General features: G+C 57.9%; 10 protein-coding genes and 3 pseudogenes. 2 read left to right on the top strand and 11 right to left on the bottom strand.

Annotated features, from left to right (window positions below; genetic code table 11):
- From EN845_RS33430 to EN845_RS33415, 4 genes and pseudogenes are all read right to left on the bottom strand, one after another.
- Window positions 1-402: pseudogene (locus EN845_RS33430) on the bottom strand (transposase); the annotation flags it as partial.
- A 254-nt stretch (window positions 403-656) separates the two neighbouring features.
- Window positions 657-1691, bottom strand: coding sequence for an LLM class flavin-dependent oxidoreductase (locus EN845_RS33425; protein WP_127408329.1), 1035 nt, complete (start codon window positions 1689-1691; stop codon window positions 657-659).
- A gap of 70 nt (window positions 1692-1761) precedes the next feature.
- Window positions 1762-2892: a histidinol-phosphate transaminase gene (hisC, locus tag EN845_RS33420; RefSeq protein ID WP_135907157.1), complete on the bottom strand. Its 1131-nt coding sequence runs from the start codon at window positions 2890-2892 to the stop codon at window positions 1762-1764.
- Between the two features lie 872 nt (window positions 2893-3764).
- Window positions 3765-4037 (bottom strand): hypothetical protein, encoded by a 273-nt coding sequence (locus EN845_RS33415; protein ID WP_206523012.1) that lies wholly within the window; start codon window positions 4035-4037, stop codon window positions 3765-3767.
- A gap of 1173 nt (window positions 4038-5210) precedes the next feature.
- Between EN845_RS33415 and EN845_RS33410 the strand changes: the two genes are divergently transcribed.
- Window positions 5211-5744 (top strand): peroxiredoxin, encoded by a 534-nt coding sequence (locus tag EN845_RS33410; RefSeq protein WP_024505252.1) that lies wholly within the window; start codon window positions 5211-5213, stop codon window positions 5742-5744.
- Between the two features lie 68 nt (window positions 5745-5812).
- Entirely contained in the window at window positions 5813-7246 is a 1434-nt protein-coding gene (gene rpoN / locus EN845_RS33405; RefSeq protein WP_127318057.1) for an RNA polymerase factor sigma-54, read from the top strand.
- Here the strand turns inward: rpoN and EN845_RS33400 are convergent.
- The 7 genes and pseudogenes from EN845_RS33400 to EN845_RS36490 form a co-directional block, all read right to left on the bottom strand.
- Complete coding sequence (locus EN845_RS33400; RefSeq protein WP_024505250.1) at window positions 7243-7869, bottom strand: nitrogen fixation protein NifQ; 627 nt, start codon at window positions 7867-7869, stop codon at window positions 7243-7245. The two genes, rpoN and EN845_RS33400, sit on opposite strands and share 4 nt — an antisense overlap.
- Complete coding sequence (locus tag EN845_RS33395; RefSeq protein ID WP_024505249.1) at window positions 7856-8908, bottom strand: LLM class flavin-dependent oxidoreductase; 1053 nt, start codon at window positions 8906-8908, stop codon at window positions 7856-7858. Before EN845_RS33395 ends, EN845_RS33400 begins: the two co-directional genes overlap by 14 nt.
- A gap of 138 nt (window positions 8909-9046) precedes the next feature.
- A complete protein-coding gene (locus tag EN845_RS33390; protein WP_063169384.1) occupies window positions 9047-10648 on the bottom strand; it encodes an SDR family oxidoreductase in 1602 nt (533 codons plus the stop codon).
- A 148-nt stretch (window positions 10649-10796) separates the two neighbouring features.
- Window positions 10797-11384, bottom strand: coding sequence for a nuclear transport factor 2 family protein (locus EN845_RS33385; protein WP_245463580.1), 588 nt, complete (start codon window positions 11382-11384; stop codon window positions 10797-10799).
- A gap of 138 nt (window positions 11385-11522) precedes the next feature.
- Window positions 11523-11645, bottom strand: a pseudogene (locus tag EN845_RS36495) (ferredoxin); the annotation flags it as partial.
- Between the two features lie 29 nt (window positions 11646-11674).
- Window positions 11675-12853 carry a cytochrome P450 gene (locus EN845_RS33380; protein ID WP_024505246.1) on the bottom strand — a complete coding sequence of 393 codons (1179 nt, stop codon included), beginning with the start codon at window positions 12851-12853 and terminating at the stop codon, window positions 11675-11677.
- A 244-nt stretch (window positions 12854-13097) separates the two neighbouring features.
- Window positions 13098-13207 (bottom strand): annotated as a pseudogene (locus EN845_RS36490) (IS630 family transposase); the annotation flags it as partial.

Below are 13207 nucleotides of genomic sequence, written 5' to 3'. Positions count from 1 at the left end.
CCTCCCGGTCGTCCGGCCTGCTGGTCTGGTAGCGAACCGTCATGCGGCAACAGCCGATGGCTTTACACGCCCGCCGTTCGCTCATCCCGAAGCCTTCCTTCAGGCGAGCGACAGCTTTCCGCTTGGCGGCGGGCGTCACCATTTCTTTCCCACAAGGTCCTTCAACGCGGCATTGTCGAGCATGGCGTCGGCCAAAAGCCGCTTCAGGCGCGTGTTCTCGTCCTCCAGCGCCTTCAGGTCGCCGAGCCTCGGTGACATCCATCCGCCGAAGCGGGCCTTCCAATTGTAGATCGAGGCGTCGCTGACCCCGTGCTTGCGGCACAGATCGCCAACCGATACCCCGGCCTCGTGTTTCTTCAAAATTCCGATGATCTGCTCTTCAGAGAAGCGGCTGCGTTTCATGTCCTGGTCCTCTGGATGGGCCAGAACGAACTTCAAACCGGATTAGATCAGAGGGGCAAGGTCAGGACGCCTCGGCGCGGTCGTCGACCTCTTCACCCCAGCCGAATGTGCCAACTACTTCAAAGCCGCAGGATATGACCTGGATCAGATAGGACGTGCTCCAATGGTTTACACCTGACACAGGAGTCCGGCCCCCACAACCGTTTCGCAATGAGGAGCAGCGCTGCCGCTGCTCCTCCAATCACACGACGGATTCACGATGCGGCAACTCGAGCCATGATTTCGGATCGAATGGCCGATGCGGTGTATAGTGAGGCATCCAGCGGCAAATCTCCAAATGCCAGTTGACACAGAAGATAATTAGCACCTGCCTCTTCCAGCTGATCAAGGAGAGCTTTTCGGACAGAATCTGCCGTTCCCACGACGCACAATTCACTTTCAATTGCTGCATCGAAGTTCAAAGGCAAGTTTGGTGGAGTGGAAATGGCATTTAGTTCGTATAGAAATTTGAAGCTATTGAGCCATCGTTCATAGGCAGGTGCTGCGAGCAAATACGCATCTGTTTCAGAAGGCCCTATCACCACCATTCGGAGCAATCCAAGAAATGGCGCTTGCTGGCCAATGTCAGCATCGTGAATTCGGGCGGCGCGGAACGCGTCGGTAACGCTGCGAACAGAAGTGGAGGGTCCGACGCAGGCGATGTTTGCCCCATTCGCAGCGGCCCAGCTAGCCGGCTCGGGTCGATTGGTGGCGATCCATGTCGGCGGATGGGGATATTGGTGAGGTCTCAACGTCAGCGGAACATCTTTCAACTCAAAGTGGCGGCCCTGATAAGAAAGCGTCCCGCCTTTCATCGCATTGATGAGAATCTCACTGGCCTCCGCATACTGTTCTGGTGCTGCTTCTACAGCAACCCCGAAGTATCCCAATTCAGTGGGAGCAGAGCCGCGCCCTATGCCGAGTTCAAGCCTGCCGCCGCTCAACTGATCAAGCATGCAGATCTCCTCGAAGGCACGCAGCGGATGATAGAGCGCAAGTAGCATTACCATGGGACCAACACGAAGACTGCGGGTTCGCTGGGCGACGCTCGCTAAGAACATATTCGGTGATGGACCTCTGCCATGCGGGGTACAGTGGTGCTCGGCGAGATGATACGCATAAAAGCCAAAGCCATCGCACGCTTCTGCTAGGCTCAGCCGATCTGCATATTGCTGTGCGATGTCATCGCCGTTTTCGTCCAGATGATCGAAGATGCCGAAGGTCAGGCCCGAAGCGGAAATTTTCTTCAATTAATTGTTCTCCAAATTACCTATATTTATTCGCTAACCATCATAGCTCAGACATATCATTACTTGATGCTTAATGTGAATTGAATTCATGCTTGAGCACACCGCGATTCTTCTTAAAGCTCATACAGACGCGTTTGGCGGCAGCAAGGAATTTGTCCATCTGCTCTGTGGTGCCAATGCTGACGCGAATACAGTTCTTCAAATCTACGTCAGGAAAGCTGGCGATGAGGATCGCCTGCTCTTTCAACGCGGCTTGCCAGCATGAGCCCTCCTGTCCCGCTGGCACACGGGCCAGCAAAAAGTTTGCGTGGGAGGGTGTTACGGAAAAGCCAAGTTGCAACAGCGCCAGGGTCACTCGCTGTCGTTCATGCTTGATGTGCCTGTGGTTCTCTTCGTAGGCGTGGCGATGCGCAAGAATGCTTTTCCCGACCGCCTGCCCGATCACGTTCATGTTGAAGACATTCTGGATGTTGCGCAGCCTGCCAATGATTTCTGGGTGACCGAAACCGAAGCCGACTCGCACGCCAGCAGCAGCATAGCTCTTTGAAAAAGTCCTCAAGATCAAAAGATTCGGATGTCTATTGACGAGGCGCAGGGCATGGTCGGGTGCGAAGTCAACGTAGGCCTCATCCAAGACGATCAAGCGATCTGCTTGCTCCACAAGGCGTTCGATTTCGGCCACCGGCACGAATGTTCCGGTCGGATTGTTCGGATTAGCCAACAGAATGAACTTCGCGTCTTTTGCAGGGCCGGACAGCAGTTTTTCTATCGGCAGGGGATGAGCTTCGCTCGATGCGATTTCGAGAAACTCGGCACCCTGCAACATGGCAAGTTTACGGTTGAACGAAAATCCGGGCGACAGCATTGCCACTCTATCTCCTGGGGCGAGGAAAGCTCTGTAGATGAGTCCGAGCAGCTCCGACGAACCGTTGCCGGCAATCACCTGATCTTTGGAAAATCCGTAAGCATCGGAGGCAGCTGCCCTTAAGCTGAGATTGTCGTCTTCCGGATAAAGATACTGGTGTTCGATCGCAGCAATTGCACTTTGCATTACGCTCTTCGGCAACGGAAACGGGTTCTCGTTCGTATTTAGCTTAACGCAATTTGCATCCGTCGCTGGTCCGTTGGACGAGAGAGCATCTAATTTGCTGGCCACCGGCGAAAAAAGCGAAAGCACGGTCTTCAGTTTTGCATCGCACATGTTCTTCTCCGTTTTTCAGTCCCGCAGGGCATGTGACATGAGGCAATCGTTGATCGTGACTTGATCGACGTTCGGCTATATCAGCGCTGCCTTCCCACCCTGGTGGGGATCGCCGACCACGGTTTGGATTTGACACCGGGAAGCTGTCGAGAACCTGATGACGACCCAACGTGTGGCCGACGGCCGATTCGGCCCAACAGACGGTGTTTCAACATCGCATCGTCCTCAAAGCCGCATGCAGGGCCTGCACGACAGCCCGTCTCCAGCGCCCGCAGATAGGTGGAAGCCGAAGTCTTGCCGAACCTCAGTTGCTCTGCCACCTGGCCCACCGGACTGCCCTGTTTATGGGTCAGGCGCAGGATATCTCTGACGCTCGTTCGTCTTGCTTGCTTCCGTCTTGGCATGGGCTCTCTCGGTTTGCTGATGAGAGAGCCAAATACCGGCTCATCTGAGCATGAGACGCAGGCCTGACGATATGGAGCGTCGCTGGTGGCGCGCGTAGCCAAGAGGGTTCGCCTCGCTGGCGGGGCATGCAAGACGGCGCACCTCCTTAGCCATCCTGTCCCATCGTCTCAGATCGTGAGGCGCACCTTATAGTCGGTGAGGAGATCTTGCAGGGTCAGGTTACGCCCTAGCGCTTAAGGTTGTTGGTCGCACCGAGCAAGCGCGGGACCTGTCGACGGACAACAGCGGTGCCGCTGCCGGCACTAGGTCGTCCAGCATCACAGTGAATCGCGTACGTAGTATCTTGTCGTAGGCGGCATTCTGGATAGCCGGATACGGGCTCTTCACCCGCTGCACCACCGATTGCGGGATGATGTCGCGAGAAACATTCACGGATTTCGTGAAAAAAGTGTACCCGCCGAAGAGCCCTACTCGCGGGGGCGGTGCAGCACCACCTCGGTGTCACTGCTCGTGTTCATGCGATGGACTAGGCCGGCCAGCTGTTGACGCAGCTCGCGGTAGTTGTAAGTCTCACCCGAGTAGACGAGCACCAAGTCAGGTCGGCCATCCTCCTGGAGCATCCTCGGCTGGCGGCCGCCCTGGATATCGATGATTGCCAGGCGGTGGTGTCCCAGCGCCGCAGGCCCGCCGATCCAAGTCCCCTCGTCGTCCGGACCGTGGTTCGCTATGGTGGCCGTCATATCGGCAAGCTCCCTTCGCGCATCGGGACCTCCGAGGTCTGGATTGAAGTCGATCCATTCACAGATGCCGCACAGGTTATGTCGCCGCATTTGGGCGAAGCAGATATAAGGCCAGTGGGAAACCATCGAGGCAAAGTGACGGATCTAGCCCAGCTACGATCCGCATCCGACATTGTCGGACATCGGACAGCACCGCGATTCGCTGCATAGGAAGCCTGGAGTCGCGATTTCCCCTGGGGGAATCAGCGCATGAAAGGAGAGCTGGGTCGTGTCTGCCGAAATGAGAAATTGCTCCCCCTTATTGCATCACCGAGGAATGTTACCCAGCGCGATAGACGGACATGCCCTATCTCCCCCCGTTGCAGCTGAGGGAGATAGGGGCCAGCTCTTCATTCAACCCTCATGGAGGATGATCAGCCCAGCCATTTCCATGCGCCGGCCTTCACAAGCCGTGCACCATTCAGGTTCTTTTCCTTGAAGCGCGACGATCCTTGTCAGACGTCGCAACACTTGCTGCCGAGAGCACGAGCTCTTCCTCGAGCATGCCTTGATCTGCGCCTCGAACGGCTCGCACATGCTGGGTTTCAACGACTTCGCAGAGGTTGATATTCTGCAGTGACTTCGTCTCGCTGCTGCACGGCATTGACGCTGGGAGCCATGCTCGCGTGGCGCAATTGTGCTGAAGCCGGTGCCCACGGTAACGTTTCTTAACCCGCCCCAGATCCTGGCGTTTGGCTATTTCCGACATTCGTGTCCGGCTTCGGACAAAGGCCGGGTTTGCCGAACGGAGTCGCACCCAATTTCCAGTGCTGCTTGAGCAATAATATCGACCGGCATTACTGCACAACACGAAAGTTGCTGCAAAAACCGAAGTGAACCCAAGGCATCGGGTCAATTGGCATGGCGCTTGCGACTCGGTCGATAGAACGCAGTCAAAATCACGGTTGCAGACCATGCCTACCTCTCAAAGCTCGATAAAGCACGCGAGCAAAATTCCCCGTCTCCGCGGAAGCTCGTCGCCGTTGAACGTGCCTGCTCGGGGGCGGTCTTGCACAAGACCGGTCCGAGGCAACCACGCCAAGGCGCGAGGCTGCCGGAACTGTCGACCGAAGTCGATGCCGCTTCAGTTTAACCGAAAAATGCACCGTACCACTTTGGCCTGGAAGCAAATCAATGACCTATAGAAAGAACGTTCCTCTCGTGACCTTTCGCACGCGTGTTCGCGATGAGTCGATCGGGGGGCCAAATCCTTATCGGTGGGAGAACAAGACCTCCGACGATTATTTCGGGGGCAAGCGCATCATCCTGTTCTCGCTGCCTGGCGCCTTCACCCCGACCTGCTCGACCTTCCAACTGCCCGATTTCGAAAAACTCTATGATCAATTTCTGGAACTGCGAATTGACGCGATCTACTGCGTCTCGGTCAACGATGCTTTCGTCATGAATGCGTGGGGAAAGTCCTTGGGGCTGCAGAAGATCGAGCTGATCCCAGACGGGTCGGGCGAGTTCACGCGCAAAATGGGCATGCTGGTCGCGAAGGACAATCTGGGCTTTGGCATGCGCTCCTGGCGATACGCCGCTCTGATCGACGATGGCGTGGTGGAGCAGTGGTTCGAGGAGGAAGGCTTCTGTGACAACTGCGAGACGGACCCCTATGGCGTTTCATCCCCGCAAAACGTTCTCGACAAATTGAAGGCGGCGGCATGACCCAGAAGTGGAAAGTCTCACACAACCCAAGCACACACTAGAGCCTCCTCGGCAGATCACGGTTCAACATGCATCTCTCAGCAAGCCTGCTTCAACGCCAGAAGCAACGTATGGTCTTATCGCCTCAAGCCATTGAAGCTATTCGCTTGCTGCGATTGACGCATACTGAACTCCATCAGCTCGTGCAGCAGGCACTCGAGAAGAACCCCGTTTTGAAGCCTGACCCGTTTGACGACGATTCGCCGCTGCCAGGGGTGGATCAGCGGAGCAGTCAAAGCAGAAGCGAAATCGGCGAATCGCCCATTGGCGGGCCGTCTGGCGGGCGCGGGCAATGGAAGTCGCAACGCAGTAGCGGCAACGATCGACCTGCCGTCGAGGAGTTTACCGCCCACACCGAAACATTGCACGACCATGTCGCCCGCCAGGTCGCCCTCACCCCGTTCACCCCCCAGGAGCGGCTGATTGCCGGACAGCTCGCCGCTCATCTGGAGGACACTGGCTATCTTCAGGTAAACCTTTTCGATCTGGCCAGTAGGTTAAACGTTCGGCAAGCTGATGTGGAACGGGTCATCGGAATCTTGCAGCAATTTGATCCGCCGGGCATTTTTGCGCGAACTCTCAGCGAATGCCTGGAGATTCAGCTGCGCCAGCAAGACCGGTTCGACCCGGCTATGGCAGCTTTGGTCGCCAATCTCGAGATGCTTGCACGGGGGGATTTTCAGGGATTGAAGCAGCGTTGCGGAGTCGACGAGGAGGATCTCCTCGACATGAGGAACGAAATCCGCGCGCTCGATCCCAAGCCTGGAGACCGGTTCCAGTCCGGGACGCCGGAAACCATCGTACCGGACGTCTGGGTAATGCCCTCGTCCGAAGGTGGATGGCGGGTGGAGCTTGATCCGGCCACGCTGCCCAAAGTGTTGATTAACCAAACCTATGTCGCCGAAATCTCGCAGCTGACCAAGCAAAATCCGGAAGGCAAAGCGTTTCTCGACCATTGCCAGGAAACAGGGAACTGGCTGATCAGCAGTCTCAAGCAGCGCGCTAAGACGATCCTTAAGGTTGCGACCGAAATCGTGCGCCAGCAGGATGCCTTTTTTACACACGGCGCCGCCCATCTGCGGCCTCTCTGTCTCAAAAATGTCGCTGACGAGATCGGCATGCACCAGTCGACGGTAAGCCGGGTGGCTTCGAACAGGTACATGTTAACTCCGCGCGGGGTGTTCGAGCTGAAGTATTTTTTCGCTGCGCCAATCGCATCCTGCGAGGGCGGCGATGCGCACTCCGCCAAAGCTGTCCGCCATCGGATCAAGGCAATCATAGCCGAAGAATCGCTCGACAAGGTACATTCCGACGAAGACATCGTTGCTCAACTCAAGGAGACCGGCATCGATGTCGCTCGCCGTACCGTCACCAAATATCGCGAGGCGATGAACATCCCTTCCTCCATACGACGGCGCCGCGATAAGCGTTTGTCCGCAGCTGCGATCAAGCGAAGTGACTAACCGACATTCGTGGTCGGCGAGAGGCAACTCTCAACTTCCTCCGGGCCGAAGCAGCTTTCGAAGTCATGGCATTCCCCGCAACTGGGTGCTGTGCATGACGAAAAGCCTTCGGCCTCACACAGCTTGCGGTAAAAGTACTTTTTCCATTTCATGTTTTCTGTGTTGCCTGCCGCCAGCGCGGGAAAATGTCTGGCAAGCAGGCGGCTGAGCTCAGCGCGATTTGAGAGGCCAAGATCCCGCCAAAGATGGTCCATGCGCATCGCACGCCGGGCGATGATCTTGGCCAAGCGGGCGCTCGCCGGGTCGGCCGGCGCAGCATGCGCTAGCAGCAGCCGGCGTAGCAGTTCCTCTTCCAGTTCCGGCTCGGGCTCGCTCAACTCCTCCAAAGCGAATACGCTGCTGGAGGTAGACGGGAAAGTTGCGGCCAAGACATCACGCAATTCGACAGACGAAAGGCCTGTCCCCTCCGTCGCCAACACCTCGCCCGCCTGGACCTCCTCAAGCGAACGTGAATGTACGCAGGGCAGCACATGCTGATCGAAGCTCCTCCCTAGCTCGGACCCACGCCATTGCGCGCTGGATAGGCAGCCATCATCGTAACGGCCGGCTTCAGCTTCCGGCATGACAAAGCGCCTTGTTGACCGCAGGGATGATCTTGTCGCCCCAGAGCTCGATCTGGCGCAGCATCGTCTTTTGGTCGAAGTCGCCCAATTGAGTCTGAACTGCGATCTGGTCCGGTTTCAAGATATCGATCTCTTCCAGCAGGCGATCAATCACGCGATTTACGCTGCCAATCGGCAAATTTTTGCGCATGGTCTCGAAGGACAGATCCTGCTGGGTCGGTGTCTCCTGCAGCAGGTAGCCATCGTGGCTCTGTTGGCGGCGCTGATGCAGGGCTTCAGAAAGCCGGCGCTGGAAGCGGGCATTGTCGAGATAGCTGTTGATCTCCAACTCGTCGTGGCTGGCATAGCAGCAGCGCAGCAGCGATATCTTGACGTCGGTGACGTTCTTTTCCTCGGATGCCGCCGCCCTCTCGACTGATTCACGCAGTGTGGTCAAAGTCTCTAAGCCGTCGTGGAAGGCTGTGACAAAAAAATTGTGCCCCTCGCGGTAGGCCCGAGCCATCCGTGCGGCTCCGCCAGCGATCCAGATAGGCGGCGTCGGCTGCTGGACTGTGCGGACCGAAATCGCTGTTGGGGGGATCTTCTCATATTGGCCGTCGTGTTCGAAGACGTTTTGGTTGAGGCCCTTGAGAATGATGTCCAGGTATTCCGAAAAGACGGCCGGCGCCTCATCGATGTCCACGCCGAACCGTTCGAACTCGAACTGCTGGTATCCCAAGCCTACGCCGAGCTCGAGACGGCCGTTCGCAACGATGTCGGCGAAGCCGATCTCGGACAGCAGGCGCTGCGGTTGGTAAAGCGGCAGCACGCAGACGGCAGTGCCCAGGCGAATCGTGCTTGTCAAGCCGGCGCAGTGCGCCACCATCATCAGCGGGGATGGTATGAGGCTGTAATTGTTGAAGTGGTGCTCAGCAAACCACGCGGTGTTGAACCCAGCCTGCTCCGAAGCGACGGCCTGTTCGATGGAGTTGCGGATGACGCTTTCTGAGGATTGGTGATAGCCACGCTGGGCGGCCAGAATGAAAGTGGCAAATTCCATGATTTCTCCTCGTTATAGACACGTCAGCCGACCGGGAATGTGCTCGGCATGCGCATGCTTGGATCTCAAGCACCTCAGGTGCGTCGTGGAGCCGAGGCTTCATAATGCTCGGCCGGTCGCCCTGCGAAGGCCTGGCAATTAACCTGCCGCCTCCGCAAAACATTCGTCATAGAGCTCGCTGGCGTTTCCCGCATCACCGAACGAGGTCCAGCCGCCGTCCACGTAGAGGATCGAGCCGTTGATGTATGAGGCGTCAGACGAAGCAAGGAAGAACGATGCATCTGCGACGTCTTCTGGCCGTCCCATCCTGCCCATGGGGATGCGTCGTCCGATTGCTGTCAGGTCGATGCGGCCGGCTTTGGCCAACTGAGCAAGTGCGGGCGTGCGGATGTGGCCAGGAGCGACGGTGGCTGTCCGAATTCCGACCGGCCCGAGTTCGGCCGCCATGCAACGGGTCAGCATATCCATCCCCGCCTTGGAGGCGCCGTAGGCATGGCGCGGCGCGAACGGCAGAAAGCTGTCGATCGACCCGAGATTGAGGATCACGCCGCCCGGGCGCATAGCCTTGATCGCTTCGCGCGCGCAGGTGAAGGCGCCGGTAAGGTTGACATCCAGGACGTGTTCGAGCTGTTTCGACAGTTGCTCGATCGCAGGCACAATCCTGTCGGCGGTATCAGCACTATTGACCAGAACATCGATATACCCGAAGCGTCCCCTCAGTTCTTCGAACATCGACACCACATCGCTCTCGACGGCCACGTCCAGCGATTTCGCCAGATGCTTGCCGGGGAGCGATGTAGCCAGCTCTGCCGCTGCAGTGCCATCTTTATCAGCAATCACGACGGTGTCGCCGTTCGCGGCAAAGCGGCGAGCGACGGCCGCGCCAATGCTTTTTGCGCCACCGGTGACGAGCACGATTCGCGCATCTGTGCATTCGGCCGGACAGGAGAGCTCGGCTTGGAGCGCACCATCCACCGGCGGGTGAGCATCCCCCGGCTGGTTGAATGACATCCAGCCTCCGTCGACTGCCAGCACCGAGCCGGTGATGTAGCGCGCCTGCGTGCTGCTCAGAAAACGCACGACCCTGGCGATCTCGTCGGGGCGAGCCAAGCGCCCCATCGGCACGCGGCGGCGTATCGCCGCGAGGTCCATTTTGCCAGCGCGTGCCAGTTCTGTGACCATTGGGGTGCGGACGGAGCCCGGCGCCACCGCCGTGACGCGGATTCCTCGCATAGCCCACTCGCATGCAAGGGACTTTGTCAACGAGATCACGCCAGCTTTCGAGGCTGCGTAGGCGTTGCGCCTGGGATTGCCGACCACGCCCGCCATCGAAGCCACATTGACGATCGCACCGCCCGGCTTCATGCGCCGCGCCGCTTCCCTGGCCATAACGAATGGCCCAATAAGGTTCACTGTCACGCCGCGTCGGAAGGTATCGACAGCGGTGTCGATGATCCTATCCATCGTGGGTCCAACCGCCGCATTGTTGATGAGGACATCGATTTGCGCGAAGCGTGCTTCGACCTGGCCGAAAAGTGAGAGCATGTCCTTCTCTCGCGACACATCGCACTCCAGACCGACGTGCGGCGACCCGAGATCCCGAGCCAGTTCAACCACACCACTGCCCGGAAGGTCCACCGCAACTACAGTGTCTCCGTCCGCGGCAAGGATATCGACCAGGGCACGGCCGATCCCGCCCGCAGCGCCTGTGATGATTACGGTGCGTGCTGCCAGTTTCACGAGAGCTTCTCCACGATGACCGCTTGTGATCTCAGCCCATCAACCTTGGGCGGAATGAAGGGCCGAGCCAAATCGTTGCAGTGACCGCCAGTTGCGGCCCCACACAGATGTCGTTCCCGTAGGGCGCTCATCCTCCATTTCTACCCACTTATGCAGCTCCCAGTTGGGGACCCTCGACGCCATCTTGGTCGGTGGGGATGTGACCCTTGAGCAACTGGTAGATGGGATCGTCTGGATGTGGTGCTCCAATCGGCTGTCGCTGGCCGAACCTATCTGCCTCAAGAATCGCTGGCGGGATTTGCTCCTCAACCCAATCGTAGACGACTGTCCGTTCCGCAATTCGCCACTCGTCCTGCCTCTTCTGAAACAGATCGCAGTAACGGCCGCAAAGCAGCGTCTGACGTATTTCTTGGTCTGTATCCGGTCCGCGTTGCAGCGCGGTGAAATAGCTCTCGACCGCGGCCTCTGCTGAACTGATGAAGTCGATCAGGCTGTTCGTGATTTGATGGATGTTACGGTGCCCCGGCAGACCGAGAGCAAATTGGATGAAGTCCTCTGCCGGTCCGCAATAGGGACCGTGCCTGTCATACGCTTCGGGCCAGTATGCGCTACGCAGCGCCGCCTCATCGGCGCGGTCTATCCCGCGGCAGTACCGATACAGGCAGTTGCGGATCGCCTCTCGGTCACGCAGTTCGGTAATTTTCGCGTGGTCGACAGGGTCTGTCGCGAATTGTATGATTGTTTTGTCCTTCCCGATGCCAGTCTGCACTTTGCGTGTGTCTCTCTCTACAACTGAGTTAGCGGGGGGCTCGTCAACTTCCAGAGCTTGTTCGGGGCAGGCTCGTACCCCTTTTGAGGCAAGCAGTTGCTCCCCATCGGCAACATCAATATCACCGGGCAAGATGTAGCCGGCGTCATCAAGCTTGAAGACTCTCGGCGCCCGCGCCCAGCAGCGCGCATGACCCTGGCATCTGGCTTTATGTACGACGACACGCATAGCGAACTCCAATGTCGTTGGCTGAAACTTCAGGACCAGTCCAGGATCAGATTCTCGATCCCGAACACATGGCCGCCGAAGGTGATAGGTTCAGTCCCTGTCTTGATCCGAAAGGCTGGGATGCGCGCCAGCCACTCCTCCAGGCCAATGACAATCTCCCGCCGGGCAAGGTGTGAGCCAAGACAACGATGGGGACCATAGCCAAAGGCAGCGTGCCGGTTGTCCTCGCGCGCCAGATCGATCTCATTCGGGCATTCGAATTCCGCCGGGTCACGATTGGCAATCATCGTGGCACAGGAAACATAATCTCCCTTGCGGATCGGCGCGCCTTTGAAGTCGACATCCTTCGTTGCCACTCGGATCATCTGAATGGTCGAATAGGCGCGCAGCAATTCTTCCGCAGCGACGGCAATCCGGTCAGGTTCGCTTCGTAGCAATTCCTGATCTTTGGGGTTGCGCGCGAGATGGGCCAAGTCGAAGCATATGGCTGCTGAGACCGTGTCGAGTCCCGCGACGAACACAAGCACGCCGATGCCACGGACTTCTTCGTCACTGAGCAGACGACCCTCGACCTTTGCCTTCACGATGAAGGTCATGAAATCATCGACCGGCTCCTTGCGGCGCTCGGTGGCAAGTTCGTCGATGAAGGCCACGATCGCCCGGGCTGCGGGTGGTCGTTGCTCCTTATCGCCGTGGAGCAGATCTCTAGCCCAGCCGACAAATGTTTCTAGTCCGTCGTCCGAAAGCCCAATAAAGCGAAGGAAGATATTGACCGCGAACGGAACTGCAAAATCCTTCATGATGTCGCAGCTCGTGCCTGATGCGGCGATCCTGTCGATCAGCTTGATCGCTCGTTCCCGGACAGCCGGCTCCAATGCCATTACCCGCTTTGGCGAAAGCAGCGGATTGAGCAGTGAGCGAAAAACACCGTGGAATGGCGGATCGAGCTCAAGCGGGATCATCGGCCAGCTCTCGCCGAGCACAGAGGCGAAGATGCTGCGATGGCTGGAAAACGTTTCGGTGTCCTGCAGCACCCGGCGCTGGTCGCTCGCGCGAGTGATGACCCAGGTACCCCGACCGTCGCGCGTGTTGCTGGTTGAATAAAAGATCGGAGGCCCGGCATGAACGCAAGCAACCGCGGCATGCGGATCCCCGTTAGCCGTCGGCAACATGCCGGGCGACGTAAACAGGTTGAAGTCCCTCACCATTTCGGGCGGGACATGATCTGGAACCGGCCGCGATTTAACCGCGCCAGAATCGAGAGACCGTTCATGAGATGCTGTCGGCATTTGCATGCAATCGTTGGTGCAAGCTCCGTGCCGAATTCGTCTTTCGATAATCCTTGCCGTTTTGCTGGGCAACAGGTGGCGCCTGTGCTGACTTACTGGTCGGGATTGCAACATTCTTGTCCAGCGTCGGACACAGAATGTAGAAAGCTAAAGCGTGTCGCGATTAATTAGCCTCATATCCGGCAGCCTTGAAGAAGTTTCTGCATTCAGCTGGCTCGAACAGGTGGCAGATATCGCCGAGAGCCTGGCAGAGTGCGTCGAAGGTTCTGGCCG

Origin of the sequence: Mesorhizobium sp. M8A.F.Ca.ET.202.01.1.1 (assembly GCF_004791595.1) — a bacterium.
Classification (GTDB): Bacteria; Pseudomonadota; Alphaproteobacteria; order Rhizobiales; family Rhizobiaceae; genus Mesorhizobium.
Note: the sequence above shows the minus strand (reverse complement) of the source record. Positions and strands in the feature narration are given on the sequence as shown.